The 20,965-nt window shown below is 33.8% G+C and carries 20 protein-coding genes, 1 tRNA gene, 2 other RNA genes and 5 pseudogenes; 15 read left to right on the forward strand and 13 right to left on the reverse strand.

Annotated elements, in window-relative coordinates; genetic code table 11:
• Position 1: 1 nt before the first annotated feature.
• A pseudogene (locus ACWHVF_RS06740) lies at positions 2 to 754 on the reverse strand (IS5 family transposase).
• Positions 755 to 834: 80 nt separating this feature from the next.
• Here ACWHVF_RS06740 and ACWHVF_RS06745 point away from each other — a divergent pair.
• The 5 genes and pseudogenes from ACWHVF_RS06745 to ACWHVF_RS06765 all read left to right on the forward strand — a co-directional run.
• Positions 835 to 1,044, forward strand: a pseudogene (locus ACWHVF_RS06745) (transposase); the annotation flags it as partial.
• Positions 1,045 to 1,104: 60 nt separating this feature from the next.
• Positions 1,105 to 2,562, forward strand: coding sequence for an IS4 family transposase (locus tag ACWHVF_RS06750; protein ID WP_064125417.1), 1,458 nt, complete (start codon positions 1,105 to 1,107; stop codon positions 2,560 to 2,562).
• A 33-nt stretch (positions 2,563 to 2,595) separates the two neighbouring features.
• Positions 2,596 to 2,742 carry a hypothetical protein gene (locus ACWHVF_RS06755; RefSeq protein WP_447933272.1) on the forward strand — a complete coding sequence of 49 codons (147 nt, stop codon included), beginning with the start codon at positions 2,596 to 2,598 and terminating at the stop codon, positions 2,740 to 2,742.
• 8 nt (positions 2,743 to 2,750) lie between these two features.
• Positions 2,751 to 3,346: pseudogene (locus ACWHVF_RS06760) on the forward strand (IS630 family transposase); the annotation flags it as partial.
• Positions 3,343 to 3,519, forward strand: coding sequence for a hypothetical protein (locus tag ACWHVF_RS06765; RefSeq protein WP_156488210.1), 177 nt, complete (start codon positions 3,343 to 3,345; stop codon positions 3,517 to 3,519). The pseudogene ACWHVF_RS06760 and the gene ACWHVF_RS06765, both read left to right, overlap by 4 nt.
• A 5-nt stretch (positions 3,520 to 3,524) precedes the next feature.
• Here ACWHVF_RS06765 and ACWHVF_RS06770 read toward each other — a convergent pair whose 3' ends face one another.
• Complete coding sequence (locus ACWHVF_RS06770; protein ID WP_064125271.1) at positions 3,525 to 4,835, reverse strand: bifunctional folylpolyglutamate synthase/dihydrofolate synthase; 1,311 nt, start codon at positions 4,833 to 4,835, stop codon at positions 3,525 to 3,527.
• The gene (locus ACWHVF_RS06775) at positions 4,832 to 5,422 is read right to left on the reverse strand and encodes a Tgt2/MlaC family protein (RefSeq protein ID WP_082860927.1); all 591 of its coding nucleotides are present in this window, start codon (positions 5,420 to 5,422) and stop codon (positions 4,832 to 4,834) included. The genes ACWHVF_RS06770 and ACWHVF_RS06775 overlap by 4 nt, the downstream gene beginning before the upstream one ends.
• Before the next feature lie 116 nt (positions 5,423 to 5,538).
• Here ACWHVF_RS06775 and ssrS point away from each other — a divergent pair.
• The 3 genes from ssrS to ACWHVF_RS06790 all read left to right on the forward strand — a co-directional run bounded on the left by ssrS (position 5,539) and on the right by ACWHVF_RS06790 (position 6,938).
• A non-coding RNA gene (gene ssrS, locus ACWHVF_RS06780) (6S RNA) lies at positions 5,539 to 5,699 on the forward strand.
• 19 nt (positions 5,700 to 5,718) lie between these two features.
• Complete coding sequence (locus tag ACWHVF_RS06785; protein WP_064125272.1) at positions 5,719 to 6,180, forward strand: type II toxin-antitoxin system RatA family toxin; 462 nt, start codon at positions 5,719 to 5,721, stop codon at positions 6,178 to 6,180.
• A gap of 53 nt (positions 6,181 to 6,233) precedes the next feature.
• Positions 6,234 to 6,938, forward strand: coding sequence for a DsbA family protein (locus ACWHVF_RS06790; protein ID WP_064125273.1), 705 nt, complete (start codon positions 6,234 to 6,236; stop codon positions 6,936 to 6,938).
• A 28-nt stretch (positions 6,939 to 6,966) separates the two neighbouring features.
• On the opposite strand, the gene ACWHVF_RS06795 is transcribed toward ACWHVF_RS06790, so the two are convergent.
• Positions 6,967 to 7,245, reverse strand: coding sequence for a DUF2671 domain-containing protein (locus tag ACWHVF_RS06795; RefSeq protein WP_064125274.1), 279 nt, complete (start codon positions 7,243 to 7,245; stop codon positions 6,967 to 6,969).
• 258 nt (positions 7,246 to 7,503) lie between these two features.
• Between ACWHVF_RS06795 and ACWHVF_RS06800 the strand changes: the two genes are divergently transcribed.
• Positions 7,504 to 8,151, forward strand: a complete 648-nt coding sequence (locus ACWHVF_RS06800) for an O-methyltransferase (protein ID WP_064125275.1) — start codon at positions 7,504 to 7,506, stop codon at positions 8,149 to 8,151.
• A 1-nt stretch (position 8,152) separates the two neighbouring features.
• On the opposite strand, the gene ACWHVF_RS06805 is transcribed toward ACWHVF_RS06800, so the two are convergent.
• Complete coding sequence (locus tag ACWHVF_RS06805; protein WP_064125276.1) at positions 8,153 to 8,806, reverse strand: glutathione S-transferase family protein; 654 nt, start codon at positions 8,804 to 8,806, stop codon at positions 8,153 to 8,155.
• Entirely contained in the window at positions 8,803 to 9,201 is a 399-nt protein-coding gene (locus ACWHVF_RS06810; RefSeq protein ID WP_447933273.1) for a hypothetical protein, read from the reverse strand. Before ACWHVF_RS06810 ends, ACWHVF_RS06805 begins: the two co-directional genes overlap by 4 nt.
• A gap of 58 nt (positions 9,202 to 9,259) precedes the next feature.
• Between ACWHVF_RS06810 and ffs the strand changes: the two genes are divergently transcribed.
• The 3 genes from ffs to ACWHVF_RS06825 all read left to right on the forward strand — a co-directional run bounded on the left by ffs (position 9,260) and on the right by ACWHVF_RS06825 (position 11,246).
• Positions 9,260 to 9,359, forward strand: an RNA gene (gene ffs / locus ACWHVF_RS06815) — signal recognition particle sRNA small type.
• 15 nt (positions 9,360 to 9,374) lie between these two features.
• Positions 9,375 to 10,910, forward strand: a complete 1,536-nt coding sequence (gene dnaX / locus ACWHVF_RS06820; RefSeq protein WP_447933274.1) for a DNA polymerase III subunit gamma/tau — start codon at positions 9,375 to 9,377, stop codon at positions 10,908 to 10,910.
• A 21-nt stretch (positions 10,911 to 10,931) separates the two neighbouring features.
• On the forward strand, positions 10,932 to 11,246 hold the full coding sequence (locus ACWHVF_RS06825) for a YbaB/EbfC family nucleoid-associated protein (RefSeq protein WP_064125278.1): 315 nt from the start codon (positions 10,932 to 10,934) through the stop codon (positions 11,244 to 11,246).
• Between the two features lie 239 nt (positions 11,247 to 11,485).
• Here ACWHVF_RS06825 and ACWHVF_RS06830 read toward each other — a convergent pair whose 3' ends face one another.
• From ACWHVF_RS06830 to hemF, 4 genes are all read right to left on the reverse strand, one after another.
• Positions 11,486 to 12,172, reverse strand: coding sequence for a 16S rRNA (uracil(1498)-N(3))-methyltransferase (locus tag ACWHVF_RS06830; protein WP_064125279.1), 687 nt, complete (start codon positions 12,170 to 12,172; stop codon positions 11,486 to 11,488).
• A gap of 28 nt (positions 12,173 to 12,200) precedes the next feature.
• Positions 12,201 to 12,272, reverse strand: a tRNA-Glu gene (locus tag ACWHVF_RS06835).
• Between the two features lie 44 nt (positions 12,273 to 12,316).
• The gene (locus ACWHVF_RS06840) at positions 12,317 to 13,627 is read right to left on the reverse strand and encodes a hypothetical protein (RefSeq protein WP_447933275.1); all 1,311 of its coding nucleotides are present in this window, start codon (positions 13,625 to 13,627) and stop codon (positions 12,317 to 12,319) included.
• Between the two features lie 82 nt (positions 13,628 to 13,709).
• A complete protein-coding gene (gene hemF, locus ACWHVF_RS06845; RefSeq protein ID WP_064124995.1) occupies positions 13,710 to 14,534 on the reverse strand; it encodes an oxygen-dependent coproporphyrinogen oxidase in 825 nt (274 codons plus the stop codon).
• Positions 14,535 to 14,694: 160 nt separating this feature from the next.
• On the opposite strand from hemF, the gene ACWHVF_RS06850 reads away from it, so the two are divergent.
• The 3 genes from ACWHVF_RS06850 to ACWHVF_RS06860 all read left to right on the forward strand — a co-directional run bounded on the left by ACWHVF_RS06850 (position 14,695) and on the right by ACWHVF_RS06860 (position 18,956).
• Complete coding sequence (locus tag ACWHVF_RS06850; protein WP_064124994.1) at positions 14,695 to 17,175, forward strand: response regulator; 2,481 nt, start codon at positions 14,695 to 14,697, stop codon at positions 17,173 to 17,175.
• Positions 17,176 to 17,265: 90 nt separating this feature from the next.
• Complete coding sequence (locus ACWHVF_RS06855; RefSeq protein ID WP_064124993.1) at positions 17,266 to 18,108, forward strand: ParA family protein; 843 nt, start codon at positions 17,266 to 17,268, stop codon at positions 18,106 to 18,108.
• A complete protein-coding gene (locus ACWHVF_RS06860) occupies positions 18,105 to 18,956 on the forward strand; it encodes a ParB/RepB/Spo0J family partition protein (protein ID WP_064124992.1) in 852 nt (283 codons plus the stop codon). Before ACWHVF_RS06855 ends, ACWHVF_RS06860 begins: the two co-directional genes overlap by 4 nt.
• A gap of 505 nt (positions 18,957 to 19,461) precedes the next feature.
• Here ACWHVF_RS06860 and ACWHVF_RS06865 read toward each other — a convergent pair.
• The 3 genes and pseudogenes from ACWHVF_RS06865 to ACWHVF_RS06875 all read right to left on the reverse strand — a co-directional run bounded on the left by ACWHVF_RS06865 (position 19,462) and on the right by ACWHVF_RS06875 (position 20,954).
• Positions 19,462 to 19,746: a hypothetical protein gene (locus ACWHVF_RS06865; RefSeq protein ID WP_447933276.1), complete on the reverse strand. Its 285-nt coding sequence runs from the start codon at positions 19,744 to 19,746 to the stop codon at positions 19,462 to 19,464.
• Between the two features lie 67 nt (positions 19,747 to 19,813).
• Positions 19,814 to 20,194 (reverse strand): annotated as a pseudogene (locus ACWHVF_RS06870) (IS630 family transposase); the annotation flags it as partial.
• A 7-nt stretch (positions 20,195 to 20,201) separates the two neighbouring features.
• Positions 20,202 to 20,954 (reverse strand): annotated as a pseudogene (locus tag ACWHVF_RS06875) (IS5 family transposase).
• Between the last annotated feature and the right edge of the window lie 11 nt (positions 20,955 to 20,965).

Here is a 20,965-nt window from a genome sequence, read left to right on the forward strand (position 1 = left end):
TTTAGAGAAGCCATATGAGAGCTCCAACAAAATTTAGAAATCCCATGTAAACCTCTGCGGTCTTGTCAAATCTGGAAAAAATGCGCCTAAAATTTTTAATTTTACCGAAAAAGCACTCAATCAAATGACGTTCTTTATAAATATGCTCATCATAGTATCTTTGCACTTTTCGATTCCTTTTTGATGGAATTACGATTTCACATTTCCTGTTTTCAAGGCTGACCACAAAAGCATTGCTGTCATAACCCTTATCAGCTACTACAATGGAGTTATAGACATTTTTTGTTAATACTTCAGCTTGTGTAATTTCATTCCTCTGGCCAGGAGTAAGTATAAATTTTAAAGGATTTCCCAATGCATCAACAAGTGCATGAATTTTAGTCGTAAAGCCACCTTTACTTCGCCCTAAAGCCTCTTGATCCTTCGAATCTTTTGTATATCCAGCCGAACATGGATGGGCTCTAATGATCGTACCGTCGATTATGACGGCTTCTAAATCTGGCTCTTGTTTTGTGTACTCCAATAAATTTTTCCAAATACCCCTTTCGCACCATCTCTTAAATCGTTTGTGTATACTTCTGTAATTGCCATAGATTTTCGGCAAAAGTCGCTATTGGCAACCACTTTGCGCCATATACCACACTGCTTCTATGAATATTCTTAAACGTTTTTCGTCTTTACTATGCATTCCTTTTATGCCTTTTATGAATTCTAAAATTTGTTTCCAATTTCTTTCTTTTATATAATATTCCATTCGGTAGTTTCTCCATTTTTATGTTCATTTGGTTAAACTACCACTTTTTTTCTCCCTCTTCATATTTTTTGTCCACAGAGCCTAGAAATGGGGAGAATTCTAGCTTGTTTGCACCGAATGTCAACACTGATTGTATGAATATATTTCTTGAGCAAATGTCTCAATATTTGGGACCACGAGAAGCCTTTCTTGTTATGGATTGTGCTAGTTGGCATAAGTCGAAAAGTTTAAAGGTACCTAAAAATATTGAGATTATATACCTACCACCATACTCACCTGAACTCAATCCTCACTTTTACCCACAAATAAAAAAGTGAGTAAAATGGATACCAAATAAATTTGGGATTAAAATGAGTGAAGTAAGTACAAATGTGCAATATACTGATGGCTTAGGGGATAAATGGCTGGAAAGAGAGTTAAAACACGTTAATTTAGGAGATACAAGACTTAATAAGAGACTTATTAAAACAGGATATTGTATAGAGGGTAAGGCGTCTGGATCAATTAATCAAAGCTGTAGTAGATGGAAAGAAGCTAAGGGTGCATACAGATTATTTAGCAATGAAAAGCTTAAGGATAAGGAAATTTATTCTTCCCATTACAAAGAAACTATGGAGAGAATGAAAGGAAATCAGTTTGTTTTTTCAGTTCAAGATACAAGTTATTTGGATTTTGACTCTCATATAAAAACCAAGAGGCTAGGTAGTATTTCTAAAGCTTATACGAAGCATAAAATGGGTTTACTGTTGCACAGTGCCTTAATAGTCAGCAAAGACGGATTGCCTTTAGGTCTATCTTCTCAACAATGTTGGGCACGTTCTATTAGGGAAAAAGAAACGGCACAAGAAAAAGCAAACAGGAAATACCGTACCTCCATAGAAGAAAAAGAAAGTTATAAGTGGATAACAGCTCTCAAAAAAAGCATAAACAACCTTCCTGCAAATGTACAACTTGTTACCCTTGGTGATAGAGAGGCAGATATCTTCAAATTTTTATGGATCACTGAGACATTAGGTAGTTTTTATGTAATCCGTAATCGAACTAATAGAAGATTTATCTGTACTGAAATTGGAAAAACAGATTTGCAAACACGCATCACTCAACTGCCAGTAAAGAAGAAAATTTCTCTAGAAGTTAATAAAGATAGAAACCAAAGATCAAGGAAAGCTAATATTGAAGTTAAGTATATGAAAGGCTATATACCTATCAGATCTTCTTCAATTTATGGATCAAAAGACACAGTGCATAAAATAAGTGATAAAATCCCTGTATATGTGGTAAGTGCAAAAGAAACAAATCCTCCTGAAGGATTGGAAGCTATTGATTGGACTTTGCTGACTAATGTACCAGTTAATAGCACTTTAGATGCTATAGAAAGGATAAATTGGTATAAGCTAAGATGGAAAATTGAGGAGTATTTCAGGGTTTTAAAATCAGGATGTAAAATAGAAAGCTCTCGTTTAACTACAAAGGAAAGGCTACAGAAATTAATTGCTATAAAGAGCATTATTGCATTTAAAATTTTATATTTAACAAAAGTCGCTTTATCAAATCCCATGGAAACCTGTACTAAAATTTTAAGCAATGAAGAGTGGAAGGCCCTTTTCATACGTGAGCATAAAGTAGCTACATTGCCAGAAGAACCTCCAAAAATAAAACAAGCTATTATTTGGTTAGGAAAATTAGGTGGATTTATGAATAGAAAAAGTGATAATTTACCAGGGGCTATGACTCTATGGCGGGGCTATGAAAATCTTAAGGAGAGCATAGTTATGCTTCACATCATGACCTCTCAAAATTGTGGGTAAAAGTGAGAACTCAATCCAGTTGAGAGGCTTTGGTTGTATGTAAAACAGAACATTTTGCGCAATAAAATATACGATACTATTGCTTTGCTTGAGAGTGCTTTGTGTAAATTTATTACTTCTCTTACCTACTCCACAATTAAACAACTCTGCTATGTATCCTATTTGAATGACCAACAATGAGAATTGGTATTACACCAAGACCAGTACACAATGTACAAGATAAAAGAAAACAAGAGGAATTCAAAAAAAAATCTCAACGAAGTTATTGGTAAGTATCCTGAAAAAGAGCTGTTTTTCTTCGATGAATCGCGGTTTGGCACACATTCAAAAGTTGGACACGGGTGGTTTAAAAAAGGCACTAGGACTCGGGTTAAAATAAAATTAGGTAGGCATAATTTTTATCTTTACAGTGCAGTTAACCCTGAAAATGGAGAAAGTTCCAGTTTGCTTGCACCAAACGTTAATACTGATTGCATGAATGTATTTCTTGAGCAAATGTCGCAATATCTGGGGACACGAAAGGCTTTTCTCGTTATGGACTGTGCTAGTTGGCATAAGTCAAAAAATTTAAAGGTACCTAAAAATATTGAGATTATATACCTACCTCCATATTCACCTGACTGTCGAGAGGCTTTGGTTGTATGTAAAACAGAACATTTTGCGCAATAAAATATACGATACTATTGCTTTGCTTGAGAGTGCTTTGTGTAAATTTATTACTTCTCTTACCTACTCCACAATTAAACAACTCTGCTATGTATCCTATTTGACTGCACAACAATGAGAATTGGTATTACTTCACCTATTTTAAATGCTGCAAGTAATTATATTCTCAAAAAGACAGCTATAAATTCAATTGAGGAGCAATTTAAAGGTGATGATCCACTTTTAGAACAGCCAAATAGTACCTTAAATCCCGATAGTGTTCACGCTTATGGAAGAGAGCAAGTTGTGTAATGCGCTTATTGTCCTTGGGTTAATTGATAGCTATTCTCCATACTCAAATCTCTGGCTAAAAATAACGAGCCACAAATTAGTATGGTTTTGACGTTTTGAATAGAGGCTTTTAATATGTGATTTGATATTGCATCGCCGATTGATTCACATTCAATAGCATTTACTCCTATATTATTAGCTCCTTCTCTAATTAAATCTGTACTTGTTGCTTTAGGTTCAGATTTAACACAAACGGCGCATAGTAGTTTGATATATGGCTTTAAGTACTCTAAGAACTCTGCTACGTTTCTGTTACGAGTAACACCAAAAATTATATAGACACCTTCAGCAAAGTTATCTCTTATCCACTGAGATAGTACTCTAGCACCATCATTATTGTGTGCACCATCTAAAAATAATTGCCAATCTTTCGGTAGTAGGGAAATTAAATTACCTTCTTTTATAGACTCTAGCCGTGCAGGCCAATAAGTGCACTGTAAACCTGAAGTGATATCCTCTTCTCCAATATCAAATCCATATTTTCCACTTAAAATACTACATGCTGCAATAGCATTGCCTGCATTAATCACCTGATGATCACCCTTTAAAGATGGCAAAGAAAATTCTATTGATTGAATAGCTGATTGAAAAATCATTTTGTTGTTCTTTTTTTTGCAATTCCATTCAAGGCCTCCTCTATACAGAGGAGATTTCTTATTTATTGCATGGAATTCTAGTGTATTCATTATAGACTTTTTTTGTGGTGCTATTACACAAGGAATATTAGGTTTCATTATTCCAGCTTTTTCACCTGCTATGGTTTCTACAGTAGGGCCAAGATATTCTGTATGATCAAGGGCAATGGAAATAATGATTGTTAAAATCGGATTATCTATAACATTTGTTGCATCAAGCCTTCCACCCATACCCACTTCAACTAAAGTTATATCGGCTTTATGACGAGAAAAAGCTAAAAAAGCTGCAATAGTTGCAGCTTCAAACAAAGTGATAGGTTGTTCTGCAATTACGGCACGGCATTCTTCTAACAAGCTATATAATTCATTATCGTCGATATAACTGCCTGCAATAACTATTCTTTCATTAAAATTCACCAAATGTGGAGAAGTGTATGCGTGTACCTTATACCCTGCTGCTTGCATTATATATCTTATAAATGCTAGTGTTGAGCCTTTCCCGTTAGTTCCAGCTATATGAATTGTGGGCGGCATTTTTTTCTCAGGATTGCCCAATTTATTTAGAAAGCTTTTCATGCGATCAAGAGAAAAATCCTTTGGTCTACTACCAAGCGGTTTAGGCCAATGAGGCATATATATCATGGATTGTTATTGCATTTTAATTCAGCTATAACGTTTGCTATGCCATGCGTGTCGATTTTTTCACTAAATTGAGAACGTTGATTAATAGCAATACTTATTCCACTCATTACAACATCACTTATCAAGAAAGAACTGTTATTTTTAGTAACTTTAAAATCGATATTTGTAAATTCTTCATCACCGTAAGAAAATCTTGTACCAATTAAGCAAGTTTCATCGTCAACTGCTTTTGTACTCATTATGATCATTTCACTATCATGCATGTATTTATATAAAATTTTAACGCACAAACGCATAAGATACACTTCATACTCTCTTAAAAAATCTTCTTTTTCTTTTTGTTTAACTAAAGCCCAATGTTTTCCTATAACGAATTGCGATATTCCTTTGAGGTTAACATTGTTTTGAATGACCTCCTGAAGCTTTTTTTGCACACATTCCCGGTTTTTTTTATTCTCCTTTGTAGATATACCATCCACTTGTTGCTTCATAGTATGCACAAAAATTTTATGATCTGTACAACTAGTGTAAGCTCTTGAAGAAATTACAATAAAAACAATAATGATTAAAACTTTAGTAATATTCATAAGATATATTTATTAACTATGATACTTAGAATGCAAAGTTTAATAAAGATTAAATAATAATCGCTAGCTTTAATATATCTATAGACACACCTTGTATAAATCATCTACAATTAATTAAGGGTCTGTTCTATGCGTTATGAGTTAAGTTAAATTTCCCGAGCGATAATTTCTAGTCAAGGGAATTGCCTCTGTTAATTTCGTTGAAATTGATACGCGATGCCCACCTTAACTTTAGTCTCAGGAATCTACTAAGGCTGACGGTAGATACGGATCCTATTTTGATTGGTTTAACATTTATGCTTCATCAATACAAAGAACAGGGTGTTTTCCTATGTTCGCCTAATGAAGTATTCCAAATTGTAATTGATGTTGAAAGGTATCCTGATTTTGTTCCTTGGTGCAAAGCCGTTTATATAAAAGAAAAAATTAACAACCAAATGGTTGTGGATCTCCTCGCAGCTTTTCATGGAATTAAAGGTAGATATACATCAGAAGTTACTTCTCTTTCTCCAAGTGGAACAAATGAAGGTTGGATAAAAGCTGTATCATCAAATGGAATATTTAAACATCTATATAATGAATGGCAATTCATTTCCATAGATGAAAATAAAACTATGGTAAAGTTTTATATAGAGTTTAAGTTTAAGTCCAACTCATTTTCCACTTTATTAAACTCAGTATATAAATATACACAGAGTAAAATAATTGCTGCATTTAAAGATAGGGCTGAAAGCCTTGCTAAACAAAAGTTATCTTGACATTATTAATATAAATATGTAATTTTTTTAGTAAGTTAAGTGTTTGTATTGTAATGATTTTCAGACTATTGTTTTTACTAATTTTCATAAGTGTTAATTCTTATGCAGTTGTTAAGCAAGATTTATCCGATAACCAATACATTCAAAAAAAACCCAATGAAATAACATCAAATGAGCTATTATCGCCATTACCTGATGATAAATTATTAGGAGATCCAAAAGCACCAATTCTAATGATAGAATATGCTTCATTAACTTGCTATCACTGCTCTCTTTTTCATAGGAATGTTTTTCCTAAAATTAAAGAGAAATATATAGACACAGGTAAGATGTTATATATATTTCGTCATTTTCCTTTGGATTACAGAGGGCTAAAGGCTGCAATGCTAAGTCATTGCTACGAAAAACAAGAAGACTACTTTAATTTTAACAAAGCTGTTTTTAACTCAATAGATTCGTGGAATTACTACAATTTAAGTGATTTGACTTTACTACAAAGAATTGCTGCACTAAGCAACTTAAAGCAAGATGCATTTAACCAATGCATTAATGATAAGAAAATAATGGATAAAATCGTAAATGATAAATCACTGGCAATCAATAAACTTGGTATCACAGCCACTCCAATATTTTTCATCAAGCTTAACGATGGTAAGTCATATATAGAGCATAATAAAGTTAAACATGAAGGGTATAAAGAGCTGAAATATCTCACTGATGTGATAGATAAATTATATGGAAAAGCTATAGTGAAGTAATACCACTGTAGCTTACCATATAAAGACTCTATTCTGGGCCATTGTTTTTCACTACTGTTTGTTGTTTTTTACGCTCAAACTCTCTTTTTTTACTGTGCCAAGTGTAGTAATACATAGCGATTTTATTCTCTATTAATACTATTGTCCCATCATAAAACTGAACCATATCCATAACTTTTCTCTGAGCTTCATTAAAACGTTCTTTATACTTTTCACGATAAGCTGGATTATGTAGTAACATAACCCCTTCATTCTTGTTAGATTTTTTGTTTAACGTTTCAACTTCACCAGCAATAGTATAAGACATATAACCCCCTCTAATTGATTATAAAAATTATATTTTAAAAAGAGAAATGCGCATAAACAATCCCTTTAATTCTAGCATAATAATCGACTGTTTATTATACTAGTTAACTATAGTACGATATATAATAATTTTTGTCACTTAAAATTTTATACTATGAAATAATAACTTAAAATAAATGTTTTTATTATTTTAAACTATATTATTATATTTATAAATTGTGTATGAATTAAGCCTCCCTAATTTATAATATAAAACGTAATGCGTAATAATTCTAGTATAAAATCGTCATATATAAGAAATCTATTTGCAAAAGAATATAAAAAAATAGAAGGATATTGTACTCTTGAAAAAAAGCAACATATTCAGATTGGCCCTGAAGAAGGAAAGCTATTAAGTTTATTTATAAAAATCCATAAAATCAAAAGTATTGTTGAGGTTGGCACATTATACGGTTATTCGTCGATTTGCATGGCAAAAGCTCTACTAGAAGACGGTCATATATATACAATAGAAAATAATCCTCAACACTCAAGAATAGCAAAAAAAAATTTTAGTGCTTTTAATCTAAGTGATAAAATTACTCTAATAGAAGGTGATGCACTGGAAAAAATTAATGAATTATCAGCAAAGGCACCATTTGACATGATATTCATCGATGCTGACAAAAGTAGTTATCCTAAGTATTTAGATTGGGCAGAGTCATACATTAAACAAGATGGGCTAATCGTTGCAGATAACACTCTATTATTTAATACAGTATTTTTAGAATCGTCTCCAAAAGAAGTATCAGAAAAATCATGGCATGCTATGAGGGAGTTTAATAATAGATTATCAGATGAAAAGAAATATTTCTCTATATTGATTCCAACTGATGAAGGAATGACTGTAGCTTTAAAGCTAACATAAGTTAAAAATCAAGGTCAGCGTAATGTTTAGGAGGGGTTAAACCGGAAACTCTCTCTAATAATATCTCACGAAAACAAGGCTTTGATTTAACAATGGAGTACCATTCTTTTAAAATTTTACTTTTTTCCCATGGAAAACTACTTACATAATCCATTACGGAAATATGCGATGCTAAAGCAATATCAGCCAAAGTGAACTTATCAGTTGCAAGCCAAACGTTCTTGTTAATTAAATGTTCGATGTATTCCATATGGCAAGGCAGGTTATGCTGAGCTGCATGAAGAAATCTAGAGTCAGGGCTGCGGTTAGTAATTACTTTTTCATTCATAATATACTTAGTAACTTCATTGTAAAATTTGTTGTCGAACCAATTGATTAGAGCGCGTATTTTAGACTTAATAATAGTGGATGAACCAAGTAATTTGACGTCACTATTGTAAGTCTCTTCTATATATTCACAAATGGCATTACTATCCGCTATTACAAAGTTATTATCTATTAATACTGGTACTTGCCCAGTTGGATTGATCTCCATAAATTCATTCCGTTTTTCCCACGGATTTTCATACACTAGATCGCAGCCTAATTTTTTTTCTTTTAGAAAGGTTCTAACTTTTCGTGAAAATGGACAAAGAGGAAAATGATATAAAATCATAATATTCCTCTTTTGTTATCCCAGTACCTATAGGTTGTTATTCCAGTGTGTGACACTATCTTTTTTCTCTGGATCCAAGCATAGCTGTACGAACATTCACTTTTGAAGACAGCAAATGGTGTCATTCCAGTGCTTGACACTGGAATCCAGAAATTTTGCTTATAACTGAGCTGATGAGCTAAAGGTAGTTGTCTTACGCTAAAACAAACGTTTTTAATTAAGTTGCATAGAAGCTGGATCCCAGTGTCTGGGCACTGGGATGACACCCCACTGGTGGGAATTGCTCCCAAACTACAACGTTCGTACAGTTGTGGGACCCAAGTTGGAATGACAAGGGAAGAGTATTTTAGGTAACAGTTGTTTACTCCAAAGTAATGTTGCAAGAGATCTAACATATAAATTATTAAGGTTAATATAGGATATACCTTGCTAAATAAAAAAAAAAGTATAATATTTTATAAGGTATGCAGGCAAAAACTCTGTAATTTGGTCAGATCAGAAATGAAGCAGCCATATCAGAACCTTTTTGGGTTGCATACCTATTTCATTATTTGTTTTATCCGAGGCTATGAATATAGCATTAAAACATCGTCCTAGTAGCTTTAAGGATCTAGTAGGTCAAGATATATTAGTGCGTGTATTAGAAAATGCTTTTATTTTAAACAAAATCCCACAGTCTATACTGCTCTCTGGTAGTAGTGGAGTTGGTAAAACCACCACTGCAAGGATAATAGCTTTATGTTTGAATTGTTCCCTGGGGCCAATTTTTGAACCTTGCGGATCATGTGAAAATTGTCTAGCAATAAAAAATTCAAGCCATCCAGATGTAATTGAAATCGATGCGGCAAGTCACACTAGCATTGACGATATTAAAGTAATCCTGGGAGATATTTGCTATTCACCTATAAGCTCTAAATTCAAAGTCTACATTATAGATGAAGTACATATGTTATCCAGCAGTGCATTTAACGCATTACTTAAAACCCTAGAAGAGCCACCATCTAGTGTAAAATTCATTTTAGCAACTACAGAAATAAAAAAGATACCAATAACTATTATTGTACGTTGTCAAAGATTTGACTTACACAACATTCCTGTAGCTAAAATAGTGGAACGTTTAAATGATGTTGCACAAAAAGAGAGTTATTCCATTGAAAAGGGAGCATTAGAATTAATTGCACGACACTCTGGAAATTCAATGCGTAACGCCTTGTTTTTGATGAATCAAGCAGTGCTACATAGCAAAGATGGTGCAATATCCACTAAAAATGTGACAGACATACTTGGCCTAGTGGATAAAGATATTATATTCGATCTATTAGGAGCAATATTAGAAGGTGATTTACAGGAAGCTCTATCAGTGTTTGACAAGGCGATAAAAACAGCAAACCCACTTAGTATTTTTGAAGGTCTATTGCAAACAATTCAGTTAGTATGCCGTTTTTTGATTACAAAAGAAATTGATAATGCAGTTACAGAGTATGAAAAGAACAGGATAAAAGATTTAAGTATAAAGAAGTCTTTAATATTTTTTTCGAGATTGTGGAAGGTGTTGCTTAAAGGTATTCAAGATATAAAAACTTCAACATGCAATGATGTTGCTGCTGAAATGATGCTAATTAATCTTTGCTATCTCTCTGATCTACCTTCTCCAGAACAGGTGATCAAAAAAGTTCTTTCACAGAATGTAAAGCAAGGAAATAGACAGGGCAGACCTGTTGCACCTTCCCCCTCTGTCATCCCAGTGCGTGACACTGGGATCCATGTGGAAAATAAACAACAAAATTACGATTTTGATAAGATTTTGCAACTATTAAGGCGGAGTAACCAAATTTATCTTTACAAGCAACTATGTAATAATCTACAATTAATAGATTGTAAACCTGGATATTTAAAATTAAAAGCTGTATCTAAGTTGGATAGTAATTTTTGCAATGATTTAAAAAATTACTTAAACCAGGTGACTCAGCAGGAGTGGGTTATTACAGTTGATACGGGTTATATAAATAGGGAAGTGAGTAATTTAAATTATGCACCTGCAGTTAAGGATATACTTGATACATTTAAAGGTGCAAAAGTAGTTAATATAGAAAATAAGGAGTAAGTTGTGGATTTTAGTCAAATAATGAAACAAGCGCAAGAGATGCAAAAAAAGCTTGCAGAAGCTCAAGAAAAATATGTTGGGAAAGAGTTTCAAGGTATTTCTGGTGGTGGCAAAGTTTCTGTATTAGTGGAAGTCATAAAAATAGGTAGCTATAAAGCTAAAAAGGTGAACATAGACTTAGAGCTTATGAGAAATGAGGAAAAAGATATAGTAGAGGATTTAGTAACAGCAGCGTTTAATGATGCCGTTAAAAAAGCAGAAGAAGATATGGCAAATGCAACTTCTGATCTTGCAGGTATGATGGGTTTACCACCTGGATTTAAACTTCCTTTTTGAATTTACTACTGAAGTTTCTTTTAGTGTAAGTATTTCTTTTTTAATATTTCTCGCTAGTACTCCTTCATATAATGCGCCTATAGCTAGCACAGCCTTACGTCATACCGCCGCGGCGCTAACACGTAGCGGAATGACGGTTATCAGGCTAGCCTGTCATCCGAGTAGCTGACACTGGTTCCTGTACTGTTAGCGCATGCAACACTGAACCAGATTTCTCTATGACCCAAACCTTGCTTGTATTAGCTATATCCATTGGTGAAAGTTAGTGCAGCAACCACAGCAGTATCGACCCTTAAAATTCTTTTTCCTAGACTCAATTTTTGACAAAACTTGTCGGCAAGATCAAGTTCATAAGGTGAAAAACCACCTTCAGGGCCAACAATAATAGCAACATTTTTCTTGCATTTCAGCACTTTATCAGCTTTACCTGTTTCATCACATAAAATAAAATTTTTACTCTGGGAATCAGGCAATTCACAAAAGTTAATAGGAGGCAAAATCTCTGGTATACTTATCCTACCGGATTGTTCCGCAGCTTCGATTGCCTGTAATTTTGCTCTACTTATGTTAATGTTTTTTACTACTGTACGTTCTGTTGAAATAAATTGAATGCAGGTTACTCCCATTTCAGTTGCCTGTCTTACTATGTTGTTCAAAGCAGGACTTTTTACCATGGCACAATACAGGTATAAATTTTCCTCATATTGCTGTTGTTTAGTGCATTCTTTGAGTGTAATTTTTGTCAATTTACACGATATATTAACTACTTCTCCTAACCATTCTCCATCTTTTCCATTAAAAAGAGAGAGATTATCATACTTCTTAAGCCGCATTACATTGCAAATATAGTGACTTTGTTGTGGATTAAGTGCTAAACTCACGCCTTGTGATAAAGCTTCTTCAACATAAAGCCTAATTTTTCCCATTCAAAACCTTAATTATATTCTACTTGAGTGACTCTTACGGGATTTGAACCCGTGTTACCACCGTGAAAGGGTGGTGTCCTAACCACTAGACGAAAGAGTCAATGCGAATAACTCAAGTTATATTGATTATGCACACAAAGTCAATTATTTTATGACGCAAACGTCTTTCTCTATTCCATATTTAATATTCACTGAATTTATTTCAGATCTAGGAGTTTTAGATCCTAATTCTAATTGTTGTTCAACTTTTGTATCGGAATCATAGCCAGAATCGTAGCCAGAATCTCTACGCTCATATTTCTGCCTTATTTCTTCTACACTAAAGCCAGCCTTGGTCTTAATTTTTTGATCATTAGTCTGTTGCTGACTTATCGACTTATTAGCACTTAGCTCATTTAGCTTCACTTGCCAATCATTCACTTTATCTTGCACTAACCCATGGCAAGTTCCAGAATTAGCTTTTATGTCTTTTGCTTTTCTTTCTGCTCTTTTCTTGGACAAATCTACCCTAGCATAAATAGGTTCTGACGACTGTTCTGGCTCTTTCTGTTTTAGGCTAGTAGGCTTTTTTTGTTCTGAAAGATCATCTATAGTGCAATAAATAGGTTCTTCTGATATACTCAAATAACCACTATCTTCCAATGATAAATTTTCAGTGGATTTTTTATGTGAATCATATATTTCAGCATAAATAGATTCTTCTGATACACTCAAATAACCATTCTCCCCTAATGAGTTACTAACCTTAGCATCATACACCTCAGCGTAAATTGGCTCTTTTGAAGGCAAAGCATCATAATTAGTGCTCTTTGGCTTATAATCAAAAGTTCTAGGAGGTTTTTGAGGTGGTATTACATTGTTGTTCACCTCAGCGTACATAGTTATTGGCTCATATTCAGAGGTTCTAGGAGGTTTTTTAGGTGGTATCATGTTACCAACTGAGTTAGCCTCAAGTTTCAGCTTTACTACTTCTTTAAACTCATCAAAACCCTCTCTTTCTTTGAAAATGTTCAATATTTTTTCCTTTTCTGCAACATTTCGAGGCATTGCACCATTTACTACTAACTCACCAAGCATTAAACAACATTTTTCCTTATAGTCTTTGAAATACTCCTTACCAAAGATCGGCATAACCTCTTTCTCATGAGCAAGAGCTCTCTCGTATTTATAAATTACACCTCCTATGCTGTCGCTGCCTATTGCGTTAACGTTTGCTCCAGCATCAGTAAGCAATTCCATTACATTATGATCAAGATTTGTTACTGCGTATTCTAAAGCCAAGGTTAAAGTTTGATCACCACTTACATTAAATGATCCCCTATCTCTAAAAGGATTAATTTTAGAAAAGAACTTCTCAAAGCTGTTTTTTATATTATGAAGACTTAAAGCTAGCCTTACACTCCTTGTGTTACCATTTTTAGTGGATTTAATTAAAAATTTATCTATTATGTTCATGATTGTACCCCTCTATATAAAAGCTCGCTATTGTGGTACAATTTTAAACTATGATGATTTATTTTCTACTAATAGCAGCTCTCTATAACCACTTAACAAGTGGTGGCATTGACATCATAATTGCATCTGGATTGCCGTCAGTCATTAAACCAAACCTTGTGCCACGATCGTATAACAGATTGAATTCTACATATCTGCCACGTTTTATTAATTGATTTTCTCGTTGTTCTTTTGTCCAAGATTTTTGTATATGTTTACGTATGATGTGCAAATAAATTTCCAAAAAGGCTTCACCTACTGCTTTTGTGAACTCAAAATCGTTTTCCCAGTTGCCAGAACTCAGATTATCATAGAAAATGCCACCAATACCACGCGGCTCTTTTCTGTGTTGTAAGAAAAAATAGTTGTCACATTGCTCTTTAAATTTTGGATAATATCCGGTGTCAAATCTATCACATGTCATTTTGATTGATTCATGGATATACTTGCAATCTTCTTCATTTTTATATATTGGCGTAAAATCCATTCCTCCACCAAACCATTGTTTTGAAGTATATATCAGCCTTGTGTTCATATGTGCTGCAGGGATAAGGGGCGATTGCATATGAGACACTAAAGATATACCGCTTGCCCAAAACTCTCCGTTACTTTCACTTGCACCAGGAATTTCATTAATGGCTGAATCTGCAAATTTTCCGTGTACTTTTGAAACGTTTACTCCAACTTTTTCAAAAACATTACCAAAAATAATTGTAGATTCACCACCTCCACCACCTGGGCGATCCCACTTTCTCTTTTCGATCTTTGGCTCTGCGGATGATTGTTTTTCAATTAATAAGAAAGATTCTATGATCTTATCTCTTAGTGCACAGAACCATTTAAATGCTTGTGTTTTTTGTTTTTCCATAATATTCTCTTGCTAGCTTATTAACATTGTTATATCTGATATTTAAGGAACTTAATTAGATTTGGATGATAATTATCTATCAAAGACGTTAATAAATCTATAATAATTAAATCAATATAATAGAACATTTTCGTATGTACAACAATGCCAAGTAACAATAATGAATAAGAGATACATAGATAACAAAAAAGAGAACAGGGTTGACTTCATACTAAGAAATTATGGAATGTCAATTGTTGTGATGGCAGTTATTATGCTCTTACCTCCAGTAGCAATATCGATACTCTACTTTTTTGATATATATAGTCAGCATATTAATATAGAGATTAATTTATTAGTTAGCATTCTAACAACTCTCTTTATGATATATAATGTAAAACGCTACAGATACCTACTTAACACTATAGAATTTCAAAATGCAATATTTGCAAATGCACTAAATCATAATACAGAATTTTGCCTTATTTTACATAAAGATGAAGGTATTATTTATGCTGATGCAAGGTTCTACGAAAGGTTTAAAGATCATATAGATGATGACATTACGTTAGGCAAGATTCTTGAAATAGGAGATGTTTCAGAAGCAGACAAAAAAGTACTCTATCATGCACTAAAAAATAACTCTTCTGTACAGGTATGCATTTCCTTAAACAAGAAGAATAGAGTATCTAACTTTCTTTTGCTCTTTGAGCCGATACCAGATAATCCCCAAATTGCTATAAATAGTAATAAGATTTTAAATTTATCATTAGTGCCAATAGCAAGGCCAGATGGGTATTTTGTATTAAAAGCAACACAGATAAACAAGGAGCAGATATATGAAGAGTTAATAGAAAAACACAGCATAGGAACTTACATTGCAAATGCCAAAGGGGTGATTTTATCTGTAAATAAAAGATTTTTAGACATATTTGAACTAAAAAAACTGGAAAAAGGTAGCTCAATCAGTGATTTTATATCTCAATCTAAATATAACAATACAACAACCGATAATGAAATTTTGTTTTTTACTATAAGTGGTATTCCATTCAAGGCTTATATGAGCACTGCTATATTTTGTGATAAATACAACCATAGCTATATATATGGCTTTATAACACCAACCGAATCAAATATTGTTGATTATCAATTACACCCTTGTTTTGCAAATTCATCAATTGCTATTGCACAATGTGACATAAACGGCAACTTTGTAAAGAAAAATACGGCACTAATAAAGCTTGCAGGGTCAGATAATAATTCAATCTTTACGTTGATATTGGATAGTTATCATGTGAAAATACGTGAATATTTTTCGAGTAATAGAATAAATAATGCGTCTTTTGATGTACAGCTCAACGGCGGTAATAACATAAAAATATATTTTAATAAGTTTCTTCATAATAAAATGATCTTCATACTTTGTTATTTTATTGACAATACTGAACACAAAAACCTAGAGATAAAGCTTGAGCATTATCAAAAGATGCAAGCTATAGGGCAGTTAGCAGGTGGTATTGCGCATGATTTCAACAATATATTGACTGGGATAATAGGATTTTGCGATTTGCTTTTACTCCAGCATTCAGCTGGTGATCCATCTTTTGGAGATATAATACAGATACAGCAAAATGCAAAGCGTGGATCAAATTTAGTAAGACAATTGCTTGCTTTTTCAAGAAGACAGACCTTGCAGCCAAAAATTATTGATGTAAATAGAACTATAGCTAATCTTTATGAAATGATAAAAAGATTAATAGGTGAAAATATAAAATTTAACATTTATTATGGTAGAGACTTGGGTGCTGTTAGGGCTGATCAAGGGCAATTAGAGCAAGTTATACTTAACTTAGCAGTCAATGCTAGTGCTGCTATGGAAAAGGGCGGGGAATTAACTATACGAACCTTTAATCAAAAGATTGACTCATTAAATTCTACATCTCAGGATATGTTTTCTCCAGACAAGGAAACGATCGAACATGGAAATTATGTTGTGATTGAAGTAATTGATACTGGATGTGGAATGACAAGTGATACAATTGGAAAGGTATTTGACCCATTTTTTTCTACCAAAGATATTACCTCTGGTACAGGTCTTGGCCTCTCTACTGTATATGGCATTATTAAACAAACTGAAGGATACATCTATGTTGCTAGCAAAGTAAATCATGGAACTAAATTTAGCATATTTTTGCCCATGGTTTACATATCAGATGAAAATCTGAGAGAGGAAGATAGTGAAGAAATAGAAAGACCGGTAGTAAGTGAAATTAAAGGTAATGGTATAATTTTATTGATTGAAGATGAAAATTCAGTAAGGGAATTCATCTCTAAAGCACTCAAAAGAAAAGGATTTGATGTAATAGAAGCGAGCATAGGCAGCGAGGCGCTAGAAATAATCAGTAAAAAAAGTCAACACATAGATCTTATAATCACTGATGTAATCATGCCAGAGGTGAGCGGCCCAGAAATAGTTAAAGAAGCATTGATCCATAGGCCAAATATCAACGTTATTTTTATTTCTGGGTATGCAGAAGATGCTTTTTTAAAGAGTGATGACATCAATATAGAAGATTTTCACTTTTTGCCAAAACCATTCACTCTGAATGAATTAGGAAACAAGGTTCAAAGTGTGTTACACAAAGCAAAAAAGACAGTCTAATTTTAGTGTGGTTAACAACAAAAAAATTTTCTAATGCAAAAGTTTCTTGCATATATACAATAGAATTATTTTATACATAAGATAAAAGGCGTGAGCAAGATTATTGCAATAGTAAATCAAAAGGGTGGAGTTGGCAAAACCACAACTAGTATAAATTTATCGACAGCCTTTGCTGCTGTGGGAAAAAGCACTTTATTGGTAGATCTTGATCCTCAAGGAAATGCTAGCACCGGACTCGGGATTTCTTATCGTAGTAGGGAAGAAAAAAATATATACAAAATACTACTAAGCAGCGAAAATAAATTGATAGAATCGGCAATTTTCAATATAAAGGAAATTCCAAATTTATCACTAATTTCGTCAGTAGTTGATTTATCAGCTGCAGAAATTGAATTATCGCAACTTGAGCGAGGAAAATTTGTGCTAAAAAGCGCATTAGAGAAGATACGCGATAATTATGAATATATAATCATCGATTGCCCTCCATCACTTGGGCTTCTAACCATAAATGCTTTGACTGCTGCTAATTCTATTATTGTCCCTCTTCAGTGTGAATTTTTTGCTTTGGAGGGATTAAGCCATTTAGTTAAAACTGTAGAGCTGATAAAAAGAAATAACCTAAACCCTTTTTTGGCAATAGAAGGGATAGTGTTAACAATGTATGACAGGCGCAACAAACTCAGTGAACAGATTAAAAACGATATTTGCCAGTATTTAAATGATAAAGTATACAAAACTATCATCCCATTGTATGAGACTGTTATTCCACGTAACGTACGGTTATCAGAAGCGCCTTCTCATGGAAAACCCGCTATTGTGTATGATCTTAAATGTCCTGGTGCACAAGCATATATAAGTTTGGCAAGGGAAATTTTAAAAAAGCACACGAGCAGTTGTAAGGAGAAGAAACTAGTAAGCGAGGGCGTAGTATGAAGGATGATAGACGCCTCGGCAGAGGTCTTGCCGGCCTCATAGGCGATAATTATGATAATAAAGAAGATCAACAAGAGCATTTGCCTATTTCATTACTGCACCCAAGCAAATTTCAACCGAGGAAACATTTTGACGAGGAGTCATTAAGAGAACTTGCAAATTCGATAAAGAAAAGTGGCATTATACAGCCTATCGTGGTACGCAAAGATTCAAATGATGATGATTACGAAATAATAGCTGGGGAACGTCGTTGGCGAGCAAGCAAGATTGCAAATCTTGATAGTGCACCCGTTATCATAAAAGATCTGAGCGACAAGGAATGCTTGGAAGTATCCATTATTGAAAACATACAAAGGCAAGATATTAATCCAATAGAAGAAGGTGAAGCGTATAAGAGACTGATAGATGAGTTTTCCTATACACATGAAGAATTAGCTTCAACTATAGGCAAAAGCCGCAGTCACATAACCAATATGATTCGGATGTTGTCACTTCCTGATGGAGTAAAAACAATGATCAACGAAAAAAAGCTATCTATGGGCCATGCAAGAGCGTTGATTAATGTTGAAAATGCGGAAAGTATTGCAGAAAGAATAGTTTCCCAAGGCTTAAGCGTTAGGCAAACTGAAAAATTGATAAAAGACTTACAACAAAATAATGATCAAAAAGAGCATAAGTGTACTAAAAATCAAGATATGGCAGCACTAGAAGGTGCTATATCTTCTCAACTTGGTTTAAAGATCAAAATTAATGACAGTAATTCTAAGGGTAAAGTTATGATACGGTATAATAATCCAAATGAATTGAATTTAATATTAAAAATTTTAAATAGGAAACTTGAGTGCTAGTAGAGCAAAAAGATAATATAAAATACAACTGTTGGTGTCACCCAGGTAGCCCGCAGAAACGAAAAAACTTACTTGACAAACTCCGCCAGCCCCCTTATCATGAGACTGAAGGTATTCAGTTATCTTCATCTGTGCAGATTAAACAGCAAGAAAACAACGTAGTTGGCGTCTTATTTTTAATTTTTTGCACTATGTGCACTCTATGTCTTTATCAAATTTCTAGGTTTTCAAGCTGAAATACGCTATTTAAAACATAAAAAAACGCCAACTTAAAAAATGGATAGTGAATAACTAGCTACCCTAGGTTTTTTTTGCCTTTTTTTCCGTTTAGTAAATTTCTTAATGTTTGTAGCTAACATGAACAAACATTTGAGAGTAACTTCTGCTAGTAGGGTGTCATCCGAGTAGCTGATACTGGGATCCAGCTTTCTTTATAAATTCACCAAAAGTGCTTCATTCTATAACGCAAAACCCATACTCACCAAACCCAATGCATTACTTGCAACTAAGTTTCCTGGATCCCAGTGTCTGGGCACTGGGATGACATCATAGGGGCTACTTTCATGACATCATTCTTTTTCCTGGATCCAAGTAGTAAGGGCACTGGGATGACAAGAAAAAGAGGTACTAGTATGACATTAAAGAGTAGGGATTGATGGCAAAGAGAAATACAGGTGTCATCCGAGTAGCTGACACTGGGATCCAGCTTTTTGGTAATTTCACCGAAAATGTTTGCTCGTTTACAATCAATTTTCCTGGATCCCAGTGTCAAGCACTGGGATGACATCATTCTTGGTGGGAGTTACCATCAAATCGCAACGTTCGTACAGTTGTATGTCAGCTACTTATACCAATTCTCATTGTTGGTCATTCAAATAGGATACATAGCAGAGTTGTTTAATTGTGGAGTAGGTAAGAGAAGTAATAAATTTACACAAAGCACTCTCAAGCAAAGCAATAGTATCGTATATTTTATTGCGCAAAATGTTCTGTTTTACATACAACCAAAGCCTCTCAACTGGATTGAGTTCAGGTGAGTATGGTGGTAGGTATATAATCTCAATATTTTTAGGTACCTTTAAACTTTTCGACTTATGCCAACTAGCACAATCCATAACAAGAAAGGCTTCTCGTGGTCCCAAATATTGAGACATTTGCTCAAGAAATATATTCATACAATCAGTGTTGACATTCGGTGCAAACAAGCTAGAATTCTCCCCATTTCTAGGCTCTGTGGACAAAATTTTAGAGAAGCCATATGAGAGCTCCAACAAAATTTAGAAATCCCATGTAAACCTCTGCGGTCTTGTCAAATCTGGAAAAAATGCGCCTAAAATTTTTAATTTTACCGAAAAAGCACTCAATCAAATGACGTTCTTTATAAATATGCTCATCATAGTATCTTTGCACTTTTCGATTCCTTTTTGATGGAATTACGATTTCACATTTCCTGTTTTCAAGGCTGACCACAAAAGCATTGCTGTCATAACCCTTATCAGCTACTACAATGGAGTTATAGACATTTTTTGTTAATACTTCAGCTTGTGTAATTTCATTCCTCTGGCCAGGAGTAAGTATAAATTTTAAAGGATTTCCCAATGCATCAACAAGTGCATGAATTTTAGTCGTAAAGCCACCTTTACTTCGCCCTAAAGCCTCTTGATCCTTCGAATCTTTTGTATATCCAGCCGAACATGGATGGGCTCTAATGATCGTACCGTCGATTATGACGGCTTCTAAATCTGGCTCTTGTTTTGTGTACTCCAATAAATTTTTCCAAATACCCCTTTCGCACCATCTCTTAAATCGTTTGTGTATACTTCTGTAATTGCCATAGATTTTCGGCAAAAGTCGCTATTGGCAACCACTTTGCGCCATATACCACACTGCTTCTATGAATATTCTTAAACGTTTTTCGTCTTTACTATGCATTCCTTTTATGCCTTTTATGAATTCTAAAATTTGTTTCCAATTTCTTTCTTTTATATAATATTCCATTCGGTAGTTTC

The sequence above is a fragment of the Wolbachia endosymbiont of Dactylopius coccus genome, assembly GCF_977011065.1.